23 protein-coding genes and 1 pseudogene are annotated in these 26,919 nt (G+C 60.2%); 9 read left to right on the top strand and 15 right to left on the bottom strand.

What is annotated here, in order from left to right; all coding sequences use genetic code 11:
* Positions 1 to 54: 54 nt before the first annotated feature.
* Both GSQ77_RS14540 and GSQ77_RS14535 read right to left on the bottom strand, forming a co-directional pair.
* A complete protein-coding gene (locus GSQ77_RS14540) occupies positions 55 to 1,314 on the bottom strand; it encodes a YeaH/YhbH family protein (protein WP_158903415.1) in 1,260 nt (419 codons plus the stop codon).
* Positions 1,315 to 1,416: 102 nt separating this feature from the next.
* Positions 1,417 to 3,339, bottom strand: a complete 1,923-nt coding sequence (locus GSQ77_RS14535; protein ID WP_158903413.1) for a PrkA family serine protein kinase — start codon at positions 3,337 to 3,339, stop codon at positions 1,417 to 1,419.
* 357 nt (positions 3,340 to 3,696) lie between these two features.
* Between GSQ77_RS14535 and GSQ77_RS14530 the strand changes: the two genes are divergently transcribed.
* The 3 genes from GSQ77_RS14530 (at position 3,697) to GSQ77_RS14520 (ending at position 7,103) form a co-directional block, all read left to right on the top strand.
* The gene (locus tag GSQ77_RS14530; RefSeq protein ID WP_158903411.1) at positions 3,697 to 4,905 is read left to right on the top strand and encodes a glycine C-acetyltransferase; all 1,209 of its coding nucleotides are present in this window, start codon (positions 3,697 to 3,699) and stop codon (positions 4,903 to 4,905) included.
* Between the two features lie 53 nt (positions 4,906 to 4,958).
* Positions 4,959 to 6,008, top strand: a complete 1,050-nt coding sequence (tdh, locus tag GSQ77_RS14525; protein WP_158903409.1) for an L-threonine 3-dehydrogenase — start codon at positions 4,959 to 4,961, stop codon at positions 6,006 to 6,008.
* A 216-nt stretch (positions 6,009 to 6,224) separates the two neighbouring features.
* A complete protein-coding gene (locus tag GSQ77_RS14520) occupies positions 6,225 to 7,103 on the top strand; it encodes a cytochrome c oxidase assembly protein (RefSeq protein ID WP_174246442.1) in 879 nt (292 codons plus the stop codon).
* Between the two features lie 33 nt (positions 7,104 to 7,136).
* On the opposite strand, the gene GSQ77_RS14515 is transcribed toward GSQ77_RS14520, so the two are convergent.
* The 7 genes from GSQ77_RS14515 to mltG form a co-directional block, all read right to left on the bottom strand.
* Complete coding sequence (locus GSQ77_RS14515; protein WP_254067625.1) at positions 7,137 to 9,362, bottom strand: endo alpha-1,4 polygalactosaminidase; 2,226 nt, start codon at positions 9,360 to 9,362, stop codon at positions 7,137 to 7,139.
* Positions 9,363 to 9,716: 354 nt separating this feature from the next.
* On the bottom strand, positions 9,717 to 10,430 hold the full coding sequence (locus tag GSQ77_RS14510) for an ankyrin repeat domain-containing protein (protein ID WP_367889669.1): 714 nt from the start codon (positions 10,428 to 10,430) through the stop codon (positions 9,717 to 9,719).
* A gap of 132 nt (positions 10,431 to 10,562) precedes the next feature.
* On the bottom strand, positions 10,563 to 11,357 hold the full coding sequence (locus tag GSQ77_RS14505; RefSeq protein ID WP_158903405.1) for a TatD family hydrolase: 795 nt from the start codon (positions 11,355 to 11,357) through the stop codon (positions 10,563 to 10,565).
* Between the two features lie 50 nt (positions 11,358 to 11,407).
* Entirely contained in the window at positions 11,408 to 11,995 is a 588-nt protein-coding gene (locus GSQ77_RS14500; protein ID WP_158903403.1) for a GNAT family N-acetyltransferase, read from the bottom strand.
* A 48-nt stretch (positions 11,996 to 12,043) separates the two neighbouring features.
* Positions 12,044 to 13,081, bottom strand: a complete 1,038-nt coding sequence (locus GSQ77_RS14495) for a DNA polymerase III subunit delta' (protein WP_158903401.1) — start codon at positions 13,079 to 13,081, stop codon at positions 12,044 to 12,046.
* Positions 13,082 to 13,111: 30 nt separating this feature from the next.
* A complete protein-coding gene (gene tmk / locus GSQ77_RS14490) occupies positions 13,112 to 13,732 on the bottom strand; it encodes a dTMP kinase (RefSeq protein WP_158903399.1) in 621 nt (206 codons plus the stop codon).
* A 1-nt stretch (position 13,733) separates the two neighbouring features.
* Positions 13,734 to 14,738, bottom strand: a complete 1,005-nt coding sequence (mltG, locus tag GSQ77_RS14485; RefSeq protein WP_158903396.1) for an endolytic transglycosylase MltG — start codon at positions 14,736 to 14,738, stop codon at positions 13,734 to 13,736.
* Positions 14,739 to 14,856: 118 nt separating this feature from the next.
* On the opposite strand from mltG, the gene GSQ77_RS14480 reads away from it, so the two are divergent.
* Both GSQ77_RS14480 and GSQ77_RS14475 read left to right on the top strand, forming a co-directional pair.
* The gene (locus tag GSQ77_RS14480) at positions 14,857 to 15,903 is read left to right on the top strand and encodes a folate-binding protein YgfZ (protein ID WP_254067624.1); all 1,047 of its coding nucleotides are present in this window, start codon (positions 14,857 to 14,859) and stop codon (positions 15,901 to 15,903) included.
* Entirely contained in the window at positions 15,875 to 16,879 is a 1,005-nt protein-coding gene (locus tag GSQ77_RS14475; protein WP_158903394.1) for an NRDE family protein, read from the top strand. The genes GSQ77_RS14480 and GSQ77_RS14475 overlap by 29 nt, the downstream gene beginning before the upstream one ends.
* On the opposite strand, the gene GSQ77_RS14470 is transcribed toward GSQ77_RS14475, so the two are convergent.
* The 6 genes from GSQ77_RS14470 to GSQ77_RS14445 all read right to left on the bottom strand — a co-directional run bounded on the left by GSQ77_RS14470 (position 16,876) and on the right by GSQ77_RS14445 (position 23,395).
* A complete protein-coding gene (locus GSQ77_RS14470) occupies positions 16,876 to 17,841 on the bottom strand; it encodes an alpha/beta hydrolase (RefSeq protein WP_158903392.1) in 966 nt (321 codons plus the stop codon). The genes GSQ77_RS14475 and GSQ77_RS14470 overlap by 4 nt on opposite strands.
* A gap of 10 nt (positions 17,842 to 17,851) precedes the next feature.
* Positions 17,852 to 18,718: an SDR family NAD(P)-dependent oxidoreductase gene (locus GSQ77_RS14465; RefSeq protein WP_158903390.1), complete on the bottom strand. Its 867-nt coding sequence runs from the start codon at positions 18,716 to 18,718 to the stop codon at positions 17,852 to 17,854.
* Positions 18,715 to 19,188 carry a PaaI family thioesterase gene (locus tag GSQ77_RS14460; protein WP_158903388.1) on the bottom strand — a complete coding sequence of 158 codons (474 nt, stop codon included), beginning with the start codon at positions 19,186 to 19,188 and terminating at the stop codon, positions 18,715 to 18,717. Before GSQ77_RS14460 ends, GSQ77_RS14465 begins: the two co-directional genes overlap by 4 nt.
* Before the next feature lies 1 nt (position 19,189).
* Positions 19,190 to 19,495 carry a Dabb family protein gene (locus tag GSQ77_RS14455; protein ID WP_158903386.1) on the bottom strand — a complete coding sequence of 102 codons (306 nt, stop codon included), beginning with the start codon at positions 19,493 to 19,495 and terminating at the stop codon, positions 19,190 to 19,192.
* A 59-nt stretch (positions 19,496 to 19,554) separates the two neighbouring features.
* Positions 19,555 to 21,684, bottom strand: coding sequence for a 3-hydroxyacyl-CoA dehydrogenase NAD-binding domain-containing protein (locus GSQ77_RS14450; protein ID WP_158903384.1), 2,130 nt, complete (start codon positions 21,682 to 21,684; stop codon positions 19,555 to 19,557).
* A 64-nt stretch (positions 21,685 to 21,748) separates the two neighbouring features.
* Positions 21,749 to 23,395, bottom strand: coding sequence for a 3-(methylthio)propionyl-CoA ligase (locus GSQ77_RS14445; RefSeq protein ID WP_254067664.1), 1,647 nt, complete (start codon positions 23,393 to 23,395; stop codon positions 21,749 to 21,751).
* A gap of 420 nt (positions 23,396 to 23,815) precedes the next feature.
* Here GSQ77_RS14445 and GSQ77_RS14440 point away from each other — a divergent pair.
* The 4 genes and pseudogenes from GSQ77_RS14440 to GSQ77_RS14425 all read left to right on the top strand — a co-directional run.
* Positions 23,816 to 25,360 (top strand): annotated as a pseudogene (locus GSQ77_RS14440) (YdiU family protein); the annotation flags it as partial.
* A gap of 199 nt (positions 25,361 to 25,559) precedes the next feature.
* Positions 25,560 to 25,985, top strand: a complete 426-nt coding sequence (gene msrB / locus GSQ77_RS14435; protein WP_158903378.1) for a peptide-methionine (R)-S-oxide reductase MsrB — start codon at positions 25,560 to 25,562, stop codon at positions 25,983 to 25,985.
* 50 nt (positions 25,986 to 26,035) lie between these two features.
* Positions 26,036 to 26,578 (top strand): septation protein A, encoded by a 543-nt coding sequence (locus GSQ77_RS14430; RefSeq protein ID WP_158903376.1) that lies wholly within the window; start codon positions 26,036 to 26,038, stop codon positions 26,576 to 26,578.
* Complete coding sequence (locus GSQ77_RS14425; protein ID WP_158903374.1) at positions 26,578 to 26,916, top strand: BolA family transcriptional regulator; 339 nt, start codon at positions 26,578 to 26,580, stop codon at positions 26,914 to 26,916. Before GSQ77_RS14430 ends, GSQ77_RS14425 begins: the two co-directional genes overlap by 1 nt.
* Positions 26,917 to 26,919: the final 3 nt, after the last annotated feature.

The raw sequence follows: 26,919 nt of genomic DNA, 5'->3' as shown, positions 1-26,919 counted from the left end.
TTCAACTTTGAAGCCCCGGTAAATCGAAGCGCGCCAGACCCGCCAGAAGACCGATCAGATCTGCTTTTCGAACAACTCCCTGAACACCGGGTAGATGTCCGACGCCGCGATGACCTTCTTCATGGCGAATTGACCATAGCTTTGCGCGAGCGTCTGATACTCCATCCACAGATTCTGCTCCTCCTGAGCGACCTGGATATAAGCGAAATAACGCGTGCGCGGCAATATGCGCTCGGCGAGTAAAGCACGGCATTGCGGCGAATCGTCGCCCCAGTTATCGCCATCGGACGCCTGAGCTGCGTAGATATTCCAGGCGCTCGGATCGTAGCGCTGCGTGATGATCTGATCCATCAACTCCAGCGCGCTGGAAACGACGGTGCCGCCGCTTTCCGTCGAATGGAAAAAGGTATCTTCATCGACTTCGTCGGCACGGGTGTGATGACGGATAAAAACCACCTCGATCTTTTCGTAGTTGCGCGTCAAGAACAGGTACAACAGGATGAAAAAGCGCTTGGCCAGATCCTTGCGCTGTTCGTCCATCGAACCCGATACGTCCATCACGCAAAACATCACCGCTTGACTCGATGGCGTAGGTTGACGGATGCGATTCACATAGCGCAAATCGAACGGGTCGATAAAGGGAATGCGCCAGATCTTGCCCTTCAAATGGTGGATCGCTTCCGCAAGCTCTTCAATCTCGATGCGCCGGTCGCCGGTGTCCGCCTTGATCAGCTCCAGCTCGGCTTCAAGACGCGCCAACTCGGTGACTAAGGGCGCGCCCAGCGCAATGCGTCGACCCAGCGCGCTGCGCAGCGAACGCACGATGTCGATATTGTTCGGCGTGCCCTCGGCCGCGTAGCCCGACCGGACATTTTTCACATCGGGCACGGCGCTTAGCTGCGTCTTGACCAAATGCGGTAGTTCGAGGTCCTCGAAGAAGTACTGCATGAATTCTTCTCGGCTGAGTTGAAACACGAAATCGTCTTCGCCGTCGCCCTCGTTGCTGGCCGCGCTTCCCCCTTGTCCAGCACCCCCCGTCGGGCGATCGATCTTGTCGCCTTTCATGTATTGGTCGTTGCCGGGGTGGATCATTTCGCGCTTGCCGCCCGGGCCGTGCCGGAACACGGGTTCAGAAATGTCTTTGCGAGGGATGGAAATGCTCTTGGAGTTTTCGATCTCCTTGATACTACGGTCGCGCACCGCGTCCGACACGGCACGCCTGATGTGGCTGCGGAACCTGCGCAGGAAGCGCTCACGGTTCGCAATACTCTTGTTTTTCCCCGCAAGCCTGCGGTCGATTATTTGATGCAGCACTGTAGATGTCTCCCGCGCGCAGGCGCCCGATGTGATCCGATGAGCGGCCCGCGTCCGGCGGCCCCGACTTGTTGCCACCGGACGCGATTCAGGCGAGCAAGATCAAGACGATTTGCGCACCCGCAGATACCATTCACATAACAGACGCACCTGCTTTGGAGTATAACCTTTGGTCACCATGCGGTTTACGAAGTCCTCGTGCTTGCGCTGCTCCTCGGCCGACCCCTTGGTGTTGAACGAAACCACCGGCAACAGTTCCTCGGTATTCGAGAACATCTTCTTCTCGATCACCACCCGCAATTTCTCGTAACTGGTCCATAGCGGATTCTGTCCCGCGTTGCCCGCCCGAGCCCGCAACACAAAATTGACGATCTCGTTGCGGAAATCTTTCGGGTTGCTGATGCCGGCCGGTTTTTCGATTTTCTCAAGTTCTCCATTCAACGACGCGCGATCGAAACTTTCGCCCGTGTCGTGATCGCGGTACTCCTGGTCCTGGATCCAGAAATCCGCATACGTCACGTATCGATCGAAGACGTTTTGGCCATATTCCGAATACGATTCAAGATACGCAGTTTGAATCTCCTTGCCGATGAATTCGACATAGCGCCCGGCCAACGTATCTTTGATGAATGCCAGATAGCGTTGTTCCAATTCCGGCGGAAATTGCTCGCGCTCGATTTGCTGCTCCAGCACGTACATCAAGTGCACCGGGTTCGCCGCCACCTCCGTGGTGTCGAAATTAAACACCCGCGAGAGGATCTTGAACGCAAACCGGGTGGACACACCCGTCATGCCTTCATCGACGCCGGCAAAATCCCTGTACTCCTGATACGACTTGGCTTTCGGGTCGGTATCCTTGAGGTTCTCGCCGTCGTAGACCTGCATCTTCGAGAATAAGCTCGAATTTTCCGGCTCCTGCAAGCGCGTGAGCACCGAGAACTGCGACATCATCTTCAGCGTGCCCGGTGCGCAAATCGCTTGTGCCAGCGACGAATTCCGAATCAATTTTTCATAGATCTTGATTTCTTCGGACACCCGCAAGCAATACGGCACCTTGACAATGTAGATACGATCGAGCAATGCCTCGTTGTTGCGATTGTTACGAAACGCCTTCCATTCCGACTCATTGGAGTGCGCCAGAATAATGCCGTCGAACGGAATCGCCCCGAAGCCTTCCGTGCCTTTGAAGTTGCCTTCCTGAGTGGCGGTCAGCAACGGATGCAACACCTTGATCGGCGCCTTGAACATTTCGACGAATTCGAGCAAGCCCTGATTGGCCAGGCACAGGCCGCCCGAATAGCTGTAGGCATCGGCATCGTCCTGGGCATACTGCTCGAGCTTGCGAATATCGACCTTGCCGACCAGTGCCGAGATGTCCTGATTATTCTCGTCGCCCGGCTCCGTTTTGGAGATCGCGATCTGGCGCATGATCGACGGATAACGCCGCACTACCCGGAAGCGTCGGATATCGCCGTTGTACTCGTGCAGCCGCTTGACCGCCCATGGGCTCAAGACGCTACGCAAATAGCGCATGGGAATGTCGTATTGCTGCTCGAGTATCGGGCCGTCTTCGTCGTGGTCGAACAGACCGAGCGGCGATTCGTTGACCGGCGAGCCCTTGATCGAATAGAACGGCACGCGCTCCATGAGCTGCTTAAGGCGTTCGGCGATCGACGACTTGCCGCCGCCTACCGGCCCAAGCAAGTACAGGATCTGCTTGCGTTCTTCAAGCCCCTGCGCCGCGTGGCGAAAATACGCGACCACTTGTTCGATGACTTCTTCGGCACCATAGAACTCTCGGAATGCGGGGTACACCTTGATCACCTTGTTGGCGAACAAGCGCGATAAGCGGGAGTCGTTACGCGTGTCGATCTGCTCGGGTTCGCCGATTGCCATCAGCATGCGTTCACCTGCAGTCGCATAAGCCGAGGGGTCGGTTTTACAAATATCAAGATATTCCTCGAGCGAAAATTCGTCCTCGCGAGTCTTATCGAAGCGGGCTGAAAAACTGCCGTAGATATCCATGCCACCTCCTAACTTGCACCCTACATATGCCCGGACGGTTGCCGCGCAGCCCAGGGTCGAGAGCCGCGTGTCCAACGGTGCGCAAGCATGGGTCGGTTCCCTGGTTCCCTGGGTTGGTCCCCGCCTGCGCTTTGATTGTGTCGTTTGGTATGCGGGTCAGCATCGGTGCTTTCCCGCACACGTTTTCGACTACGTCCGATACCTATACTTACCACCTTCGTAACGATGTGTTTACACGGGTCGTTGATGCATCCTAGCAAGCCGAATAATGAATGTCTGCCACTGTTACTAAAGTACAAAATAAATATTGCTTTAGCTGCATAATTCCAGCGTTTAGTTCATTATCAAGGTTCCCCCATGCGCGAACGCTATCTATCAAACTTGCGCGATACCATCGCGCAGATCAAAGCGGACGGGTTCTACAAATCCGAGCGTGTCATCGCAACGCCTCAGTCCCCACAAATTCGACTTGCGGCAGGCCAGCAGGTTCTCAATTTCTGCGCAAATAACTATCTCGGTCTCGCTGACGACGCACGCCTGATCCAGGCGGCCAAGGACGGCTTGGACGCCGATGGTTTCGGCATGGCTTCAGTGCGTTTCATCTGCGGTACGCAAAGCGTGCACAAGACGCTCGAAGACCGTCTGGCGGCCTTCTTAGGTTTCGAGGATACGATTCTCTACTCCAGTTGTTTCGATGCGAACGGCGGCCTTTTTGAAACATTGCTGGACGAATCCGATGCCGTCATCAGCGATGCGCTCAATCACGCGAGCATCATCGATGGCGTGCGGCTTTGCAAAGCACGCCGCTACCGCTATCAAAACAACGATATGAGCGATCTCGAAGCGCAACTGCAGGCGGCCGACGCCGCGGGTGCGCGCTTCAAGCTGATCGCCACCGATGGCGTATTCTCGATGGACGGCATCATCGCCAACCTGGGCGCGATTTGCGATCTGGCGGATCGTTATGGCGCGCTGGTGATGGTGGACGATTCCCACGCGGTGGGCTTTGTCGGTGAAAACGGTCGAGGCACGCCGGAACTTTGCGGCGTCGAAGGCCGCATCGATATCCTCACCGGCACCCTGGGCAAGGCCCTGGGCGGTGCATCGGGCGGCTACGTCGCGGCGCGTCGCGAAGTCGTCGAGTTATTGCGCCAGCGCTCGCGCCCTTACCTTTTCTCGAACTCGCTCGCGCCCAGCATCGCGGCAGCCTCGATTCGCGTGCTGGAGCTTCTTGCCAGCGATGAAGGGTTGCAACTACGCCACAGCGTGCGCCAGAACGCGGAACGTTTTCGTGACGGCATGAGTGCCGCAGGCTTTACGCTGGTTCCGGGGCAACATCCGATCATTCCCGTACTGCTCGGGGATGCGCAATTGGCCGGACGCATGGCTGAAGCCCTGCTGACCGAAGGGATATACGTGATTGGATTTTCGTACCCGGTTGTGCCCAAGGGACGCGCCCGGATACGCACGCAGATGAGTGCCGCGCATAGTCCGGCGCAAATCGACCAGGTGGTGGCGGCTTTCACACGGGTCGGCCGCATGCTCGGAGCGATTCCGGGAGCCTAGCGCGCCGGGCGTCACCGCATTATTACCCTCAGCACTGAATGGGAGCCCTCTACATGAGAGCACTTGCCAAACTAGAAGCCGCGCCCGGTCTCACGCTGACCCGCGTGAAGAAACCCGAGGTCGGGCACAACGATGTGATGATACGCATCCGTAAAACCGCGATTTGCGGCACCGATATCCATATCTGGAAATGGGACGAATGGGCCCGCCAGACGGTGCCGGTCCCGATGCACGTCGGCCACGAATATGTCGGCGAAATCGTCGAAATGGGCCAGGAGGTGCGCGGATTCAAGCTCGGCGACCGGGTTTCCGGTGAGGGCCACATTACCTGCGGATTTTGTCGCAACTGCCGTGCTGGGCGGCGCCATTTGTGCCGTAACACGGTTGGCGTGGGCGTGAATCGCGAGGGCGCATTCGCCGAGTATCTCGTGATCCCGGCTTTCAACGCATTCCACATCCCCGACGATATTTCCGACGAAATGGCATCGATTTTCGACCCGTTCGGCAACGCGACCCATACCGCACTGTCATTCAACCTCGTCGGCGAAGATGTGCTGATTACCGGTGCGGGGCCGATCGGCATCATGGCGGTCGCGATTGCACGCCATGTCGGTGCCCGCAACGTGGTGATTACCGACGTGAATGAATACCGGCTCGACTTGGCACGCAAGATGGGCGCCACACGAGCTGTCAACGTGACGCAGACCCCTTTGCGCGACGTCATGGCCGACCTGAAGATGACCGAGGGTTTCGACGTGGGCCTCGAAATGTCGGGCGTGCCGAGCGCGTTCGTCGATATGCTGGAACACATGAATCACGGCGGCAAAATCGCGCTATTGGGCATTCCGCCGTCCAATACCGCGATCGACTGGAACCAGGTGATCTTCAAGGGCCTGGAGATCAAAGGCATCTACGGACGTGAGATGTTCGAGACCTGGTACAAGATGGTCGCGATGCTGCAAAGCGGACTGGACCTCTCGCCTATCATCACGCATCGCTTCTCGGTCGATGATTACGAGGCCGGATTTGCGGCAATGCTATCGGGGCAAAGCGGCAAAGTCATTCTGGATTGGACCGGCTCGCCCGCTACCGCGACGGCTTGATCCGGTAGCGGGTTGGCCACGAATTTGCGGCAGATTTGCCCCGCATTTGCGGTGAGTTCGCCGTGAGTTCGCCACGCGTTTGCCCGTCCCGCTGCACCCCGATCGGCCGATTCTGCGGCAAATACCCGCATGCTGCGCCTATCGTCGTGCGCACTGGTAAAATGGCGGACGACTTTCACCGGTATCGCGTCCCGCCAGGGTCGCAGCGCAATCTCCATGTCCTTGCTTGATCTCCTGACCCCTTGGGAACCGTCCCCGCCTCTGGTCCTGCTGTTTATCGCGGCGGGGCTATTGTTCCTGCGCGGCAGTCGGCGCCAGGCGGTCAGCGTCGCTCGGCAAATCGCGTTCTGGACCGGTTTTGCACTTTTTTATCTCTCGTTGCACACCCGTCTCGATTACTACGCCGAGCATGAGTTCTTCATGCACCGGATCCAGCATCTGGTCCTGCACCACCTGGCTCCGTTGATCATCATGTCCGCTTTTCCCGGAATGGTGATGCGCGCAGGCCTGCCACGCCGCTGGCGTACTGCCCTGCGTCGAGCTGAACACACGACGGCATGGCGCCGCACCAGTGCCGTGGTCATGAACCCGACGCTGGTATCGCTGCTGTTCCTGATTTCGGTGCTGATATGGCTGGTGCCTTCGATCCAGTTCGTCTCGATGCTCGACTGGCGACTCTACGTCTTGATGAACTGGTCGGTCTCCATCAGCGGTTTGATGTATTGGTACATGCTATTGGACCACCGGCCCAGCCCGCCCGGGCGCATGCGTCCCGGGATGCGAGTGATGTCGCCCGCCATCACGATGACACCGCAGATCATCGCCGGTGCTTATATCACCTTCACGCAGACTGATCTGTATCCAATCTTTTCTCTGTGCGGGCGCGCTTATAACATGGCGCCGCTGGTCGACCAAAGCCTGGGTGGATTGATCATGTGGGTGCCCGCGGCGCTGCTCGAGGCTATTGGCGCGATGCTGGCGTTGCGACAGTTAATGCGCTTGTCGGAACGCGGGCGTATCCGTTCGCGGCGAACAAAGCGGCCCGCGTTGCGTCCGGGTTTGCCTAGCGCGCCAGCGGCTTCGGAGCCGGGCTGATTTAGCGGGCTGATTGAAGCAGCCTTCGGGCGTTCAGCCCGCGCATTCCACATCGATCCGGGTCACCTGCCCTGGCTTGTTCGTGTTTTCCATGACTCGCTTGAGCGCGTAAGTTGCCACCCCCGTTGCCACCCCCGTTGCCACCCCCGTTGCCACCCCCGTTGCCACCTCCGTCGTCCCGCCCGCCTCGGCTTTAGGCGCGAGCGGGTTGAGCGTACGGCCGTTGGCGGTCACGCGGCAAGCTCGCGCGTTGGCGAGCGTAAAGTTGGGTGCCACGTAAGTGCGCAAGTCGAAGCTCAAACCGTTCGGCTTGCGTGTGAAATCGGCGATCGAGCCGTTGGCCTGCTGGAGATAGGCAATTCCCGCGTTCGGGTCGGGCATCCCGGCGCGCGTCTCGATCACGTTGAAACGAGCCTGAGCTCCGGTGAGATTGACGTAGACGCCTCCCGGTCCTGGCGCGTAGCCAGCCACACCGACGCTATCGGCCAACTCAGGCGCCTGGCCCGGCGCGAGCCGCACCGTACGCAAATAACCAGCGTCGCGGACTTGCCATGTATCCCCGTCCCGAGCGATCGCTACGCGGTCGAAGTCGATGGCTTTGGCAGCATATTCCGATGAAAAAATAGGATTGAGCGGCTGGCGGGACAGCGTGTCGTACATCGTATCTAGTGTTTGTACGAAAGCGTACTGGCTCCCTGCTAGCATCGAGTAACGCACATCCACAGGCTCGAAACGGATAGGCTCGTCGGTCCGTTGAAACGTCGCGAGCGCGCTATCAAGACCGGAGAGCGACCCTAGCCGCGACAGCATGGTGGGTGCGCCATTGCCGTTGACCGTCGTGGAAGATGCGCTGGAAGACGAATCGGAAGACGAATGAGCGGCCATCTCGACGTTGGGTAGCGCGAATATTTTTTTCGCCGTGGCGCGCAAGGCGGGCGTCAATGTCTTGAGCGGATCTTCGTTTGAACTCGCATTGTCGACGACCGAAACCGTGGTCGGGAAACCGTATTTCTGTATCACGCGATAGAGAACGTCGCCCGAATAAACACTGCCCCACGCATCCTTGAATGCGGCTTTGCTCGTAAACCCGTCGCCATCGACGCGCGCAGTCATCAGGCGACGACCGTTCTCGGTGGTGATGTCCGGCACCGGCATCGACGGCAGACGCAAGGCCTGCTGCAACGATGCGACGGGCGGCACAATCGAACGGTCGAGCATCGCGATCGGCAGGCCCGCATCAGTCGCGTGCGTAATCCAGGCGCGCAGCGCGTCCGGGCGCGGCGAGTCGCTGTTCATTCGGACCACGATGCCGGCGTAGCGATCGCGGCTCACGTCATCGGGCAACGGCTGCGCGATGTCGGCGAATTCGGTCCGATAGCCGAGGTAACCGAGCGCAGCGGAAAGCGAATGCGGCCCGTCGGAAGTCCGTAGACCCGCAGAAGCTTCTGGACCTGCCGTGGGCAATCCGTCCTGCAAGACCAGCACACTACGTGGCATCGTTTCGATCGAGCCGAGCCCGACAGTACTTAATAGCGGATCGGTGATGTAGGGGATTACGCCCAACGCCTTGATCTTCGTCGCCGTGGCGCGGGCGCAGTCGCGGTCACCCGGCGCGCAATAGTCGATAGCGATCGCGGGCAAGCCATAGCTGTTGACCATCTTGACTTGTGCCATCAGCCAGTCGCGGTCCGCTTGCGGCACCTCGGCGTAGCGTTTATCCGCCTGATTCCAGCCTTGGAACAGCGACTCGAAAGCTACCGCATAGACCTGCTCATGAACTTGCGGAAGGATTTCGAAACCGCGATTGAAGATCAGCCGCGCGCGCGGATAGCGGTGCTTGATGGCGTTGACGACCGCTACCAGCCCGGCTTGTGCGCTGGCGCGATCGGCATCGGTTTTGGCGTAAAGCTGATAGGAATCGAGGGTGTCGAGGAAAAAGCCTCGATAGCCTTTGTCCCATAGCGGCGCGATCACATGATTGACGTAAAACTGCGGCCAGCCGGGTGCCGTCTGGTTCACCACGGCGGAGTTCCAGGCCGAGTTGGAGCCAACCAGCCAGTCCTTCGGAATGTCTTTGAAATAATCCGCGCTTGCCAGCACCTCGCCGACGCTGACATACGCAAACCATGCGGTATTCGGTGTCTGCGCCTGACGCGGATCGAAACTGCTGGTCGGCTCGACCGCGACCGCATCGAATGAGGAAAGCTCGGCCACGGGCGGATTGGCGCCATAGTAAAACGCAAACGTTGGCGCACGCACGCTGCGTCCTGCGAGCTGGTCGCTGGCGGTCGCGACGGAGCTAGCCAGGGCCAGGGCCGCAAATATGGCCACAATCCTGGCCCACCGACCAGGACGACGCGGTCGATACGCGGCGCCCGGGTCACCCCAACGGATTGCGGTTGTTATGAGATGGAGGAGATCGAGAGTCGCTGTCCGCATCGATGCGCCAGTATGCTGATCCGGTTCGCCATAGAGAACATCACGCATGGTCCGGACGGGCTGGATAGTTGAGTCTTGTCGGTTTTCCGACTTGACCGGGGCGACGCTATCGTATTACAGCCCTCCTACAATCAGGAAACATTTTTCATCGCGGCGATGGCAATAAAAACTTCCTTAGCCGCCCGTCTTCGGTGCAGCGGCTTTCTTCGCGCGCTGATCAAGCACCTCGTGCGCTCGTGCATCCAGCGCATTGGCCAGATCGGTATTGTTATTTTGCCGCGCAAAATCGGCGGCACTGATGCCCAGTTGGTTCTTCAGCGTGGGATCGGCTCCGCCATCCAACAGGACATTAACGGTCGAAACCGACCCGGCCCGGGCTGCCATCATCAACGGCGTGGTGCCATTGGGCGAGGCGGCGTCCACATACGCGGACTCATCGAGCAATAGCTTGATGATCTCGTCAGCGCTCGAAGTGGCCGCGTAATGCAGCGGCGTCCAGCCCTGTTTGTTGACTTCCGCGTCCTTGTCGATCAACGCCTTGACCAGCGGCAAGTCGTTGTTGAGCGCGGCGAACATCAATGCATTCTCTTGGGCTGCATCCAGCGCGTCGACATCGGTTTTCGGGTTGTTGATCAGCAGTATCGCGACGTCGTCGGATTTTTCGCGCGCGGCGATCATCAATAGCGGCGTCCCGGTTTTGTCCACGGTGTTCGGGTCCATGCCTTTTGCTATCGCTTGTTTGACGCCTTTGACGTCGTTAAACGTTGCGTCCTTGACCAACTGCTCGACGGGTGAAAGCGCTGCGGCGAAATCCGCATGCAGCAGCATGGCGGCTGCGATGGCCAGTGCCTGTACAGCCTTCCGACGCGGGCTACAAGTACGAGCCACGCGATTGCGCGCGATTGCGCACAAAGCTTTTATTTGAGATATTACTTGCATAATCATATCTAACCTTATGATTTATATAGATTTAATTCTGGCTTCAGAAGTGTGCTCGCCCCGCGTCGTTGAAGCTTAAGGTCAAATCATTGAAACAAGCTCCAACGGTTTGAAAAGATTGAAGAAATTCTGGCTGGTGGCAGTTCCAATCGCTTCATCCGAGCTTTCGCGCAGTTTTGCCATGAAACGCCCAACATGGCTGACATAAGCCGGCTCATTGGTCTTGCCCCGAAACGGCACCGGCGCCAGATACGGCGAATCTGTTTCGATCAGCAATCGTTCGAGCGGCACGCGGCGTGCAACGTCCTGCAGTTGTGTCGCGCTCTTGAATGTCACGATGCCCGAAATCGAAATATAAAAATTCAACGCCAAGGCGCCCTGCGCGACCTCCCAGCTCTCGGTGAAACAATGCATCACGCCGCCCGGTGCATCGGCGCCTTCCTCGCGCATAATGCGCAACGTGTCTTCGGCCGACGAGCGCGTGTGGATGATCAACGGTTTGTCGACTGCCCGTGCGGCGCGGATATGCGTGCGAAAACGCTCGCGCTGCCATTCCATTTCGTCGAGCGTGCGTCCTTCGAGCCGGTAGTAATCGAGCCCGGTCTCGCCGATCGCCACGACCTTCGGGTGCTGCGACAGTTCGACCAGTTGCGCGACGCTCGGTTCGGCGCAATTCTCGTGGTCCGGATGTACGCCGACCGAAGCGTAAATGTTCGGGTAACGCTCGGCCACCGCCAGTACCGACGGCAGAGATTCCAGATCGACGCTCACGCACAGCGCGTGGGTTACCGAATTCATCCGCATGTTGTCGAGCAACTGATCGAGTCGCTCGACCAGTCCTTCGAAGTTGATATGGCAATGCGAATCGATAAACATGGTCCAAATCCTATAAGCGTTAAACCCGCGTGCTCGCATGGAGAACGGGTTTAATCGTGTTGTCGACCCGTCGTGTTGTCGACCCGTCGACCCATGATGATCAGGTCGCGCTCGATACCGTCGAGCACCGCGACGCGCTCGAGCGTGCCCCAGGGCGTGAAGCCGAAGCTGCGGAACAGGCGCAGGCTAGGTTCGTTGTGGCCAAAAATAAAACCGAGCACGGTTGAAATACCAAGGCCTGGAGCCGCCGCCAAGGCCTGTGCGAGCAAGGTGCGCCCGAGCCCGCTGCCGCGCGCGGTTTCTGCCAGATAAATACTGACTTCGGCGGTCGCCCGGTAAGCGGGTCGGCCATAGAAGTCGGAAAAGCTGACCCAGCCGTCGAGTTGGTCGGTATCGGTGCGCTGCGCGACCCACAACGGCCGTGTCTGCGGCCCGTGCGCGTGAAACCATGGCAGGCGGCTTTCGGTCGATACCGGCTCGGTGTCGGCCGTGACGGTACGCATCGGCACGGTGGAGTTATAAATGTCGACGATGGCCGGCAGATCGGCGAGCGTTGCATCGCGTAATCGCAAATGCGCGGGCAGCGGCCGGGCAAGAGGGTTTGAAACGTCCGGATTGGGATTGTTTAGAGGCAGCATGGGGCTAGTCGTGTGTTCGCTTATGCGTGTTCGTTTAGGCTGTTTCGTTTAATGCGTAAAGACGTCTCGATAAGCGAGCATCAGTTCTTCTATCACGAGGCGCGCGTTTAACGGATGGTTTTCCGCGGCACGCTGTCGATTGACCTGCCGCACAAACCGCGCCAACAGGATCGCATCGGCTTGCGCAGCGCATCGCGCGAGCGCTGCCGCCGCGGCCGGATAGTAACGTGTTTGACCGGCGTTTTTGACCGCCATCAAATCGAACAGCCAGCGTTGCAGCCAGCCCAGCACCAGGGGGATGGGGGCTTTCTGCAGCGCTTCGCCGCATGCAAACGCGTCGCAGGCAGCGCCTGCCGCAAGCTGCTCCAAAGTCTGACGGCGCAACACGTGACTCGGCTCTCGCGCCAACGCCAGCGCACTCAGCGGCGCCTGGCCCGCCTCTGCCAACAAGCCTGCGGCGTCGTCAACGCCCTGCGCTTTTAGCCAACCCAATGCCGCCTCGGGCGCGGGTGCGGCCAATGGCCATTGCCGGCAGCGGCTGACGATCGTGGGCAGCAACCGATCGAGACGCGCCGACACCAGCAAAAACACCACACCGGCCGGCGGCTCTTCGAGCGTCTTGAGCAAGGCATTGGCTGCGGCGCCATTGAGGGCTTCAGCCGGGTACAGCACGATAACCCGTGCGCCGCCCCGGTGCGATCCCACGGCGCAAAAGCTGAGCAAAGCCCGGACCTGTTCGATCTTGATTTCGCGGCTCAGCGTCTTGGTCTTTTTCCCCGACTCGCTATCGACCGACTCGCCAGCGGTCTCGTCGACACTACCGGGCGCGAGCTCGGCGGCCATGCTTTCGGGCACGACGATCCGATAATCGGGGTGATTGCCTTGGGCAAACCAAGTGCATGCCACGCAATGCCCGCAGGGCTCGCCGTTGGCGAGCGGCGTTTCGCACAACAGGCCCTGGGCCACGTGGCGTGCAAACTCGGCTTTGCCGATGCCGGCCTGGCCATGCAGCAGCAGCGCGTGCGGCCAGTGGCTGCGTAGCGCTTGAATACGGGTCCAGTCGTCGTGTTGCCACGGATAAATCATCAGAATTCCATGTAAAAATCTAATTTTAAATTAGATACTTGCGGCAATCTGTTCAAGTTCTTTCTTGATTTCGGCTATGCTGCGGGTGGCGTCGATCTGCACAAAGCGCGAACCGGCTTCTGCGGCACGTCGCAGATATTCGTCGCGGGTGCGCTCAAAAAAGCCGTCCGATTCGCTCTCGAACTTATCGGGCGCTCGCGCGGCGCTGCGGCGCTTGCTGGCGGTTTCAGTCGGCACGTCGAAGAGCACGGTCAGGTCGGGTTGCAAACCCTCTTGCACCCAGGTCTCCAGCACTTCCAATTTCTGCCGTGCCAGCCCACGTCCGCCGCCCTGATACGCAAAGGTCGCGTCGGTGAAACGATCCGACAACACCCAATCGCCTCGGTTCAGCGCGGGTACGATCACCTGTTCCAAGTGCTCGCGACGCGCGGCGAATGCCAGCAAGGCCTCGGTTTCCAGATGCATCGGGTGATGCAGCAGCAGCTCGCGCAGCTTTTCGCCCAATGGCGTGCCACCCGGTTCGCGCGTGGTCACGACCTGCCGCCCCGAACCCGATAGGCGTTGCTCCAGCAGCTCGCGAAATCCGCTCAAGTGAGTCGTCTTGCCCGCTCCGTCGATGCCTTCAAAGGTAATGAACTTGCCGCGCGTCATGCTATTGGCCTCGAATATATTTATTGACCGCGCGATTGTGCGCTTCGAGCGTATCGGAAAATGCACTGTACCCATCGCCACGCGCCACGAAATACAGCGCGGTACTCGGTGTCGGATTCATCGCCGCCTCCAGCGCGGCGCTGCCGGGCAACGCTATCGGCGTCGGCGGCAAGCCTTGCCGGGTGTAGGTATTGTACGGACTGTCGGTTTGCAGGTCTTTTTTGTGCAGATGCCCCGCATACTCAGCGCCCATGCCATAGATGACACTGGGATCGGTCTGCAAGGGCATGTGCAGTTTGAGTCGGTTGACGAACACGGAGGCCACCATCGGCAAGTCGGACGCGCGCCCGGTTTCCTTTTCGATCAACGAGGCCATGATCAGCGCCTCGTAAGGCGAGCGGTATGGCAAGTTGGGCGCCCGTGCGGCCCATGCCTGCGAAACATGCTCCTGCATCAACTTGAAGGCGCGCTGGTATAAGTCCAGATCCGAGGCGCCCTTGTCGAACAGATAGGTGTCGGGATAAAACAGTCCTTCAGGGCTGCCATCGGTTACACCCAGCGCCTTGAGTAGCGCCTCGTCCGTCCAGCCCGCAGTGTCGTGGCGTATCGCAGGGTTGCTGTCCATCTCGGCACGCATCTGCCGGAAATTCCAGCCATCGATGAACGTCACGAGCGACTCGTTGACGTCGCCGCCGGCCACCTTCTGCAGCACCTCATACGGCGTAATACCGCTTTGGAACTCGTAACTGCCCGCCTTGAGTTGCGACGATAAGCCCATCAGGCGAGTCAACGCCTCGAACAAACCGGGATGCATGGGTAGGCCGGCGCGCACCAACTGATACGAGACGCCCCGCAGGCTGCTGTGGTTTTTCACCGCCGCATCGATCCGCACAGGGGTGAATATCAGCGGCGTATTGGCCCAGCGATAGAACGCGTAACCGGCTGCGCCGCCCGCGATCAGTATGCACAGCAATACGCGGGTAAAAAACTTTTTCAGCAGGAGCATCAGCAAAAGCGGCAGGAAGGAGGATGAGTATGAGTATGGGAAACGCTAAGCAACCAGACCTCATATAATACTTGCTTGGCGCTTCGCGCACACCAGAATCCACTTATCGGCCACGCTTATGAATCCGCTTACCGCACCCGTCGATACCGCTGCGCCGACTTATGCTGCTGCCGCAGCAGCGCTCGGCGACGGTGCCTACATGCTGCTCGATCAATACGGGCTGATAGTCGTCAGTGGCGATGATGCCGCCAGTTTTCTGCATAACCTGCTGACCAACGATATCCAGACGCTGTCGAGCGGCGAGGCTCGGCTGGCCGGTTTTTGCACGCCCAAGGGTCGGTTGCTGGCCAGTTTTCTCACTTGGCGCGACGCTCAATCGGTGTCCCTGATGCTGTCGGCCGACATCCTTGCGCCAATTCAGAAGCGTTTGTCGATGTTTGTGTTACGCGCCAAAGCGAAGTTGGTGGATGCGAGTGCGTCTACCCGCCTGATCGGCCTCACGGGGAATGTGGCGGGCGTGTTGGCGCCACTGTTCGGCGGCGAGTTACCCACACAGCCCTACGGCGTGATCCACGGCGACGCGGATGCGCAAGCCGGCAGCTTGATACGCTTGCCTGACGCGGCGGGTGTTTCGCGTTATGTGTGGGCCGTACCCGCTCAGACATGGGCGCAGTATGCCAGCGTATTCGGAGCCAAATTACGGCATGAGCCGGCTTCGACCTGGGATTGGCTCGCGGTGCGTGCCGCAGAGCCGCGTATCAGCGCGGCGACACAGGAAAAATTCGTTCCGCAAATGATCAATTTCGAAGTCATTGGCGGCGTCAACTTCAAGAAAGGATGCTATCCGGGTCAGGAAATCGTCGCGCGCAGCCAGTATCTGGGAACGGTGAAGCGGCGTGCGGTCATTGCCCATGTCACGCAGGCGGAGCCGGTGGCCGCCGGTACCGAAATCTTCAGCGTCGACGAGCCGTCCCAGCCATGCGGGATGGTTGTCAATGCGGCGGCTGTCCCTGGTACGGAAGGCCTGGCGAGCGGCATCGATTGTCTGGTCGAAATCAAGCTGGACGCCCTTAATCGCGGTACGGTCCATCTAGGGGCGGCCGATGGTAGCGAGCTCAGTTTTAGCGCGCTTCCGTATGCTTTTCCTGTGCAGGAAGCCGGTTGAATCCGCACCGGAAGCCGTACGCGAATCTGCGGATGAGTTTGCGCACGAATGCGCGGATGAGTTCGCGGATGAATTCGCGCCACCGTTGCTTGACGCCGGGCAGCGGTGTGAGCGCCATGTCGTCGCCGAGGAATGGCTCGTGTGCCTGATCGTATTCGACTGGCGCCCTCATGCGTCGCAGGGCGCGTTGCTCACGCTCGCGGCCAATCGTGACGAGTTTTATGCGCGCCCGGCGGCGGCTATGGGCTGGTGGCCCGATGTGCCGGAGCTACTCGCTGGGCGCGACCTGCAAGGCGGCGGTACCTGGATGGGTATTACCCGTAGCGGTCGCTTCGCCGCACTGACCAATTTCAGAGCGCCGGGCGCGACGAATCCGACGGCGCCGAGCCGCGGCGAACTGGTCGCGGGCTTCCTCAGGGAGCAGGCGTCGCCTGCGGACTATCTGGCCGGTTTAGGCCCACGCGCCCACCTCTACAGCGGTTTCAATCTGCTCGTCGGCGATCTGGCAAAGCGCGATCTGAGATGGTTCAGCAACTGTGCGGACATTCCGGCAGGCGGCGCGCCAGCTCTACCCGCGGGTAGTTATGGTCTGTCCAACGCCTTGCTCGATACCCCCTGGCCCAAGGTCGTAGCGAAGAAAGCGGGGATGCTCGCGTGCATGGAAGCGTTCGGGGACGCCCCCGCCGCACAACGCGATGCGCTGCTCGATCTGATGCGCGACCCGACCACGGCACCTGACGAGACGTTGCCCAGCACGGGCCTGACGCTCGAGCGCGAACGCGCGCTTTCCGCGGCGTACATCCGTCTGCCCAACTACGGCACGCGCTGCACCACCGTTTTGCAAGTGGGCAGCGGCGGTTGCGTCAACGTCAAGGAGTTGGGCGACAGCATGGCAGACGGACGGCACGAGGATACGGCGTTGCAGTCCAGTGAGTACCAGTTTCAGATTCAGCTCGCCGACCTGGCCCAAGGCTAGTCTGCCTGCGCGGCAAAGGCCCGCCGCAAAGCGGCTACGGCATCCGCATGTGCCGCACTCACCTCTGGCACATAACGCCGCATCTTGAAAAATTCGTGAATCATGCCGGCATAGTCGACGAGTTCGACGCTATTGCCGGCGTCGCGCAGCTTGCGCGCGTATGCGACGCCCTCGTCATGCAAGGGATCGTATTCGGCGACAGCGATCCAGGCGGGGGCCAGACGATCGAATGCGGGAGCGTCGCGTTGACCGTCCAGGGGTGCGAAACGCCAATCTTCGCGCTCGGACGCTTGTGATAGATAGAGGTTGAAAAACCACTGGATCGTCTGCGCTGACAACAAATACCCCTGCGCCAGGCGCTGATGCGACGCATTACGCTGGTGTGCAGAGGTGCCCGGATAAATCAGCAACTGCAACGCGAGCGGAATCTGCGCGTCGCGTGCCAACACCGCGCACACGGCGGCCAGCGTCCCCCCTGCACTGTCTCCACCCACCGCAATTCGGCCCGGTGCGATGCCCAGGGTGTCGGCGTTGCGGTACAGCCATTGCAATGCGTCGAATGCGTCGTCCACGGCAACCGGGAATCGAAACTCGGGCGCCAACCGATAATCGACCGACAGCACCTGGCATTCGGCTAGGCTCGCAAACATTCGGCACAACGCATCGTGCGTATCCACGCTGCCCACTGTAAAGCCGCCGCCATGATAGAAGACCAACGCCGGTGCGCTGCTGAACCAGTTAGGCTCGACCGGCTGGTAAAGGCGTGCGCGTATCGTGGCGCCATCGCGCATGGGCACCGACAGATCCTCCACGCGATGCATCGGCGCTGGATCGAGATCGAGGATTTGTGCACTCTTCTCGTAACTCAGGCGCGCGGCCTGCGGGCTTAGCTCATGCATCGCCGGGCGTTGGGCCCGCGCGATCATCGCCAGAATCTGCTCGATCTTGGGGTTAAGCGGCATCCATGATCCTTCAATGCGGCTTGACGTCCGGCTTATAGGTGTAGGGGTCGCTGGGGTTGCGCTCAAGGGCTAAGTCTTCGAGGCGCAATTCGATGGCCGGCTTGGCCGCCGCATGAGTCAGGATGTAAAACTGGCCGGCACCGATCGCGTCGAACGTCTTTTCGGCGACTTGCTCCGCGCTGAGCTTGCCAGCTTTCACCGCCTTGCGCAGTTGGGCGCTGGCAACCCGTTGCGAAGCGGTCAACGCCGTATCGTTCTGCAATTCAGGCGGCCGCGTGCGATCCGAACTTGCAATGCCGGTATCGAAGAACGCGGGACACAACACCGAACATTGCACCGGCGCACCGGTCATTTTCAGGTCATTGTAGAGCGTCTCGCTCAGGCCGATCACCGCATGCTTGGTCGCGTTGTACAGGCCCAGCATCGCCGGCGCGAGCAGGCCCGCGACCGAAGCTGTGTTGACGATGTGGGCGGGCTCGCCCTGCTTGAGCATGTGCGGCACGAACGCGCGCAGGCCATTGACCACGCCAAGGACGTTCACGCCCCATACCCATTGCCAGTCGTTGGCCGTGTTCTCCCAGACAAAACCGCCCGCCCCCACGCCCGCATTGTTGAACAGCAGATGGATGGCGCCAAACGCATCGAGCGTGGCCGCTGCGAGCGCGTCGAGTTGTGCGGGATCGGACACGTCTGTCACGATGCCGATCGCTTCGACGCCCTGCGCGTGCAAGGACTCGACGTTGGCGGCGAGCGCCTGGCGATCGACGTCGGCCAGCACCAGTTTCATGCCGCGCTTGGCGGCTTGGCCCACCAGCGCCATGCCCAGACCGCCCGCAGCCCCCGTGATCACCGCGACCTTGCCAGCAAAGTCTTTCATGATTTCGCGCTGTCTGACGTCGGCGGCGCGTCACCGGCAGTCAAGGCGCTCGCTTGTCGCGTAGCTCGCCCTACCGTCACGGCGCGCACATATTTGAACGTGCCCAGTGCCTTGGCAACCATGCGATTCTGCAGATCGAAAATCTCCGCTTCGCAGTAGGCCATCGTGGTCGATTTATGCAGCACACGTCCCACGCCACGTAACTCGCCACTGCCCGGTTGCATGAAATTGGTTTTCATTTCGATCGTCACCGGGCCGCAGCCATCGGTGGCGAGACTGCGCGCAGCGCCGCCCATCGCGATATCGAGCATGGTCATGATGACGCCGCCATGGGCAATGTTCCAGACGTTCAGGTGGTGCGGGTCCAGCGGCAACACCACATGCGCCTCGCCATGGATCGCGCTGACGGTACGGATTCCGAGATATTCGATGAACGGACTATGGATAGGAGCAACGATAGACTCGGTCACGCTACGCCTCGAAGTCGAGACAGTTGCGCGTCAAGCGCACTGCGGCCACGAATGGTGAGATGGCTTTATGAGCGGGATGCGTTTGATAGGCCTGCAGTGCCGCCATGTCCTCGAATTCCGAATACAGCGCAATATCGGCGGTGAGTTCTGCGCCTGCGGTGGCGGCTGTCACGACGTCAAACGCGTGCATGCCGGGTACGATGCCTCGGCAACTCTCCAGTTTGGCGGCAAACGTTTGGATATTGGCGGCTTTGTCGGCGCCCTCGGCGTGGTCCTTGAGTGTCCACATCACAATATGCTTGATCATGTTGCCTAATTCCTGAGACAAAGGTAAAGGGTGAATCGGGTAATACGCGAAGAGTCATACTACCGGTTGAAGCCGCTCCCCGCCGCAATGCGCTCGCTCAACAACGGCGCAAGCTTCCAGGCAGCACCGTTGGGCTGCGCCATAAAGCCGCGCACCGCAGCTTCCACCTTGGGCAATCCAATCGTGTCGGCGTAGAACATCGGACCGCCGCGCCCGGGGGGGAAGCCATAGCCGGCGAGGTAGACCAGATCGATATCCGAAGCGCGCGCGGCAATACCTTCCTGCAAGATCCACGCCCCTTCGTTGACTAGCGCGAAAACCAGCCGCTCGACAATCTCTTCGTCGCTGATGATACGACGCATTACACCTTGGGCTTGCGAGTGCGCCAGTACCAGCGCATCGACCTCGGGTGCACTCAACGCTTCGCGCTCACCGGGGGCGTAGTTATACCAGCCTGCCTGGGTCTTTTGCCCGAACCGTCCTTGCTCACACAGTCGATCGGCAACCTTCGGATAGACGAGCCCGGGTTGCTCCAACGCGCGCCGTTTGCGTATCGCCCAGCCGATATCGTTGCCTGCCAAGTCGCTCATCCGGAATGGCCCCATCGCGAAACCAAATTGTTCGATCGCGTGATCGATCTGCTGCGGCAACGCGCCCTCTTCCAGCATGTAGAACGCTTGTCGCACATATTGTTCGATCATCCGGTTGCCGATAAAGCCGTCGCACACGCCCGCCACCACGGCTGTCTTGCCGATCTGCTTGGCCAGTTTCATGACGCTGGCAAGCACCTCAGGGCTGGTCTGGGCGCCACGCACGACTTCGAGCAATTTCATCACTTGCGCCGGGCTGAAAAAATGCAGGCCCACCACATCGCTTGGCCGTCGAGTGAAGTTAGCGATGCGGTTCAAATCGAGGGTCGAAGTGTTCGACGCCAAAATGGCGCCTGCTTTGGCGTGCGCGTCGATCTGAGTAAAGACCTGCTGCTTGACGTCGAAATCCTCGAATACCGCTTCAATGATCAGGTCGGCATCCTGCAGTGCGTCGAAGGACAAACTGGTGGTGATTGATGCCTGGCGCTGGGCCGCGGTCGCCGCGTCAAGCCGGCCCTTGGCCAGTGCGCGCTCGTAGTAGCGTGCGATCGCGGCCAGCCCACGCTGCACTTGAGCATCGCCCGCCTCGATCACCGTGACTGGCAAGCCCGCATCGGCGAAGGTCAACGCGATACCCACACCCATCGTGCCGGCGCCTACCACCGCGACACGTTTGATCGTGCGCAGCGGCGTTGCCGAGTCGACGCCGGCGATTTTGCCCGCGGCCCGTTCAGCTAGAAACGCGTGACGCAATGCGCGGCTTTCGGATGACGCGACCAGTTCGACAAAGCAGGCACGCTCGAATTTGAGGCCGGCATCGAAGCCGTGCGACACGCCGTGCTCAATTGCCGCGATACATTTCAGCGGTGCCGGCAAGCCCCGTGCGCTGCGGCCGGCCTGGGCGCGGGCCGCCTCGAACAAGGCTGCGGCGCCGGCGAGCTCGGCGGATTCGAAGGCCCGCTCGCGTAGTTTGGGATACGCCACTGCGTGCTGCGCCGAGCGTGTTGCGGCTTGCGCGTTTGTTTGCGCCACCACTTCGCGGGCAAACGCGAGCGCCGGTTCGAGCACTTCGCCATCGACCACGCGGTCGAACAGCGTGCTATCGGCCAACGCTTGTGCGCGTCGCGGCGTGCCGCTCGTGATCATCTCGAGCGCCGTCGCAATGCCGATCGCGCGAGGCAGCCGTTGCGTACCGCCTGCGCCGGGCAACAGGCCAAGCTTGACTTCGGGCAACGCGATTTGTGCACCGCGCGCGGCCACCCGGTAGTGCGCGCCGAGCGCGAGTTCGAGCCCACCGCCCATTGCCACGCCATGGATGGCGGCGACGATAGGCTTGGTACTGGCTTCCAGCGCGGCGATCACTTCGCCCAGCATCGGGCTTGCGACCGCTTTAGGCGTATTGAATTCGGTGATATCGGCACCGCCGGAAAAAGCCCGGCCCGAACCGATGATGACGATGGCCGCAATGGCCGGGTCGCTTTGCGCCCGCTCCAGCCCCGCGACGATGCCGCTGCGCGTGGCGTGGCCGAGGCCATTGACGGGTGGATTATCGAGGGTCAACAATGCCACTTGGTAGCGGCTTTCATATTGAACTGTCATGCGTGTTCCTGATAAGAATCCTGACTATGAATACGGTTCTAATAGCAGATTTTACCAGCGGGTTTCAACACTTCAGCTTAGTATCAGGGCGCGATGCGATGCTAGGCAGCACATAGCCCTTGAACTGCTCGCGCAGCTTGAGCTTCTGAATCTTGCCCGTGGCGGTATGCGGGATCTCGTCGACAAATGCGACATCCTCAGGCGTCCACCATTTGGCGACGCGGCCCTCAAAAAAGGCGAGCAATTCGCCGGCGCTGACACTGGCACCCGGCTTGCGCACGACCACCAGCAATGGCCGCTCGTCCCATTTCGGATGCGCACACGCGATGCATGCCGCCTCGGCCACCGCCGGATGCGCCATCGCGACGTTCTCGATCTCGATCGAACTGATCCACTCTCCCCCCGACTTGATCACATCCTTGCTGCGATCGGTGATGTGCATATACCCATCGGCGTCGATGGTCGCCACATCGCCGGTCGGAAACCAGCCGTCGATTAGCGGCGAACCGGTTTCGCCGAAATAGCGGTCGATGACCCAGGGGCCTCGGACATGCAAATCGCCAAATGCCACGCCATCCCACGGCAGCTCTTGGCCCATCGCATCGACAATGCGCATATCGACGCCGAAAATCGCATGGCCTTGCTTTTCCAGAAGGTGACGCTGCGCCTCCATGGGTAAGCTCAGGTGCTTGGCGCGCAGATTGGCCAGCGTGCCCAGCGGCGACATTTCGGTCATACCCCAGGCGTGGATCACATTGACGCCATAGGTGTCCTCGAAGGTTCGCAGCATCGCGGGCGGACAGGCCGAGCCGCCGATCACCGTGCGTCGCAAGGTCGAGAACTTGAGCTCATGCTGGCAGATGTGATTGAGCAGCCCCAGCCATACCGTGGGCACCCCCGCCGAAAAGCTGACGCCCTCGCTTTCCATCAACTCATACAGCGATTTACCGTCCAGATCCTTGCCCGGCATCACCAGCTTGGCGCCGACCAGCGGCGCTGCGTAGGGAATGCCCCAGGCGTTCACATGGAACATCGGTACGACCGGCATGATGGTGTCGCGTGCCGAACATCCCATCGCGTCGGGCAGCGCGGCCCCGAAAGCGTGCAGCACCGTCGAGCGGTGGCTGTACAGCGCGCCCTTGGGATTACCGGTCGTGCCCGACGTGTAGCACAGGCTCGAGGCGCTGCGCTCGTCGAATTGCGGCCAGTCGAAATTGCCGTCTTGCGACGCGAGCCAGTCTTCATAAAAAACCACCGGCGTTTGCATGTCGGGGGCATGCTCGCGGTCAGTCAGCACTACCCACGATTGAACTTGGGGGCACTGCGCGGCGAGTTTGTCGACCAGCGGTGCAAAGTTCAGGTCAAACAGTACGAAGCGGTCTTGCGCGTGGTTGACGATCAGCGCGATTTGCTCGGGGAACAGGCGCGGATTGATTGTGTGGCAGACGGCGCCCATGCCCGACGTGCCGTAATACACCTCCAGATGCCGATAGGTGTTCCAGGCCAGCGTGCCGATCCGTTCTCCGGCCTGCACGCCCTCAGCGCGCAAGGCTTGGGCAAATTGCTTGGCGCGGATTTCGCAATCGCGATAGGTATAGCGGTGTAAATCGCCCTCGATGCGCCGCGTCACGATCTCGGTGTCGCCGGCATGGCGCGCGGCATGGCGCAACAAGGACGAGACAAGCAGGGGCACTTCCATCATGCGCGCCATGAGCGGCGGGCCCGGTACCGAGCCCGCGGATGACGGCGTCGCACGCGCTTTCGGGTCCGAATGTGCCCGAGAAGGTGCTCCCGAATGCGGCGCTGAATCGCCTTGCGTCGGCGTAGCAATAGCCATAACCCTGGTCTCCTGAGTGGTATCGCTGCGTTGATTATGTTGAAACTTCGTTTTCAAGCAGTCGTACCTGGGGATTCTTGGGGGCGCGCTACGAGGCGTCAATCTCTTTTTTGCGCCGGTGGCGCGCCGAGCGACCGGGATGCCAGGCGCTGCGACGCGCGCTGCGCAAGCTTGCCCGGCGGTGACAGCGTCCCCGGCTTACAATAGGGGCTTACCCAGGATCCATTTATGTCACAGCCTTTCCCGCTTTCCGAACCGGCCAGTTTGAGCGCACGCATCGCACAAGATTTGCCGGGCAGCTTTGCCGCGCTGGGCGACGCGTTCTACACCCGCTTGCCCGCCACGCCGATCCCTGCCCCCTATGTGGTCGGGTTTTCGAGCGAAACCGCGAATTTGTTGGGTTTGCCCGCCGATATCGCCAGCTCTCCCGAGTTCGCCGATTACTTCGCCGGCAATTTGAGCCGCGGACTGCCCCGCGCGGCTTTGCCGATCGCGACCGTCTACTCCGGGCACCAGTTTGGCGTGTGGGCCGGCCAACTTGGCGACGGACGTGCGCTATTGCTCGGCGAAATTGAGGTACCCCGCGACCGATCAAGCGGGGGGCCGGGCGAGACCGCAGTCGGGGCAGCAGGCGAAGCGCCAAGCAGCGCCTACGAATTGCAGCTCAAAGGCGCGGGGCTCACGCCCTACTCCCGCATGGGCGATGGACGCGCGGTATTGCGTTCTTCGGTCCGCGAGTTTCTCGCCTCGGAGGCAATGCAGGCCTTGGGTATTCCAACCACGCGGGCATTGTGTGTGATCGGTTCGGACTTGCCGGTGCGGCGCGAAACGCTGGAAACCGCAGCCGTTGTCACGCGCGTGGCGAACACTTTCGTGCGCTTCGGCCATTTTGAACACTTCTATTCAACGGACCGTCCCGACCTGCTTAAACAACTCGCCGATCATGTGATCGCGCGCGCGTATCCGGCCTGTCGCGACGCAGCCGATCCTTACGCAGAGTTGCTGGAAATGGTGACCTACCGCACCGCGGATTTACTCGCCCAATGGCAAAGTGTAGGGTTTTGCCACGGCGTGATGAATACCGACAACATGTCGATTGCGGGCCTGACGATCGACTACGGCCCATACGGCTTTCTCGACGGCTTCGACGCAGGCTATATCTGCAACCACTCCGACACCGGCGGCCGCTATGCGTATGCACAACAGCCGCAAGTCGCTTACTGGAACCTCTTCCGCCTGGCGCAAGCGCTGTTGCCCTTGATCGGCGGTCCGGGCGTCGACGGCGAGCGTGACGAGCAAGCGGCAATCGAAGCGGCGCAGGCGGCGCTCGAACCGTTCAAAGCGCGCTACAGCCAACAACTCGCCATGCGTTTGCAAGCCAAGCTCGGACTCGCTTCGGTGTTACCGGACGACACCGCGTTGACCGACCGTCTGTTTGCGCTCATGCAAGCGAATCGTGCCGACTTCACGTTGACGTTCCGCAATCTTGCTGCGCTTTCGCGGTACGACGCGAGCGGGGACGCCGCAACCCGCGATCTGTTCATCGATCGCCCCGCCTTCGACGGCTGGGCGGCCGATTATCGCGCGCGGCTGGGACAAGAAGCACGCGACGACACGGTACGCGCGGTGGCGATGCGCGCCGTGAATCCGAAATACATTTTGCGCAATCATCTGGCCGAGCAGGCAATTCGGCAGGCGCAGCAACAGGATTTTTCCGAACTCGCCCGTTTGCAGCGGGTGCTGAGCCGACCGTTCGACGAGCAGCCCGAAGCCTCGGCAGCGTATGGCGGCTTGCCGCCTGACTGGGCGAGTTCGCTCGAAGTATCGTGCTCCTCATGAAACCAGCGCGTAGCCGCACCGCGTTGGCATCGACGTTGGTGCCGACATCGGCACTGAAATTGACGCTGACTTCGGCACTGACGTCGGCGCCCCGGTCCGCCGCTATGCGTGTCAGGAATCGGGCGCGGCCGCGACTAACCTTTACCTGTAACCCGGATGCGCTCAAGCGGCGCGGTCCGATGAATCCGAGGGGAATAGCATGAGCGATGAAAAAACTGCCAAGGTCGTCAAGACGGATCAGGAATGGCGCGACAACTTGTCTGGCATCGAATACGAAGTGACCCGCAATGCGGCCACTGAGCGGCCATTTACCGGCCGCTTTTGGGATCATTGGGAAAAAGGCGTCTATCACTGCGTGGGCTGTGGCACGCCGCTGTTCGAATCGACCACCAAATTCGATGCGGGCTGCGGCTGGCCCAGCTACTTCAAGCCCTTGAACGGCGAAGTCATCGAAGAGAAAACTGACCGTGCCCACGGCATGTTGCGTATCGAAGTGCGCTGCAAGGTGTGTGACGCGCATCTGGGTCATGTTTTCGAGGATGGCCCGCAACCGACCGGACTTCGTTACTGCATTAACTCGGCTGCGTTACAATTCGATCCCGACCCGTCCAACCCGTCTGAATGAATGATCCGCGCCGTTTTGGCGCGGGCACTCCAGGCTCTTTCGGAACTTGCATGAAATTCTTGTTCGACCTTTTTCCGGTCATTCTGTTTTTCGTCGCTTTTAAAATCGCCGGCATTTACGTCGCCACCGGCGTGGCCATCGCCGCGACGCTGGTACAGATTGCCTGGACTGCCTATCACCATCGCAAGGTCGACGCCATGCTGTGGGTCAGTTTCGGGGTCATCGTGGTGTTTGGCGGCGCGACCCTGGCGTTTCACAACGACACGTTCATCAAGGTCAAGCCGACCGCGTTGTACTGGATCTTTGCAATCGGCCTGATGGTGTCGCAACTCGGGTTCGGGAAGAATATGATGGAAGTGATGATGGGCAAGCAGATCGAGCTACCGCACAAGATCTGGGGCCAAATTAATCTGGCCTGGGCCGCATTCTTCACGGTACTCGGCATCCTGAATTTGATCGTGGTGTTTGTGCTGCACGCGACGGACAGCCAATGGGTGAATTTCAAGTTATTTGGCTGCACGGGGCTGATGATCGTTTTTATTATCGCCCAGAGCCTGTGGCTGGCCAAATATATCAAACACGACGAGTCCTGATGAACCATTCCCCCGCTTCTAATCCCGCTTCTAATGCCATTTCTAAAGCGCCACGCGGCGAACGCGTGCAGATGATAGAAACCCGGTTGACCGAAGCGCTCGCCCCGGTTCACCTGTCGATCGAAGACGACAGCGCGAAACACGCCGGCCATGCGGGCGCCTCCGAGGGTGGCCATTACCGGGTAGTCATCGTATCGACGCGATTCTCCGGTATCAACCGGGTAGGACGGCACCGCTTGGTATATGATGCCGTCGCGGACGCGATGCAACGCGGGATTCATGCTCTCGCGATCTCCGCTTATACGCCGGAAGAATTTGAGTCGCTGAATTTGAGTTGATGA

The organism is Burkholderia sp. L27(2015) (genome assembly GCF_009765705.1).
Classification (GTDB): domain Bacteria; phylum Pseudomonadota; class Gammaproteobacteria; order Burkholderiales; family Burkholderiaceae; genus LMUX01.
This window is presented reverse-complemented; position numbering and strand designations above follow the sequence as displayed.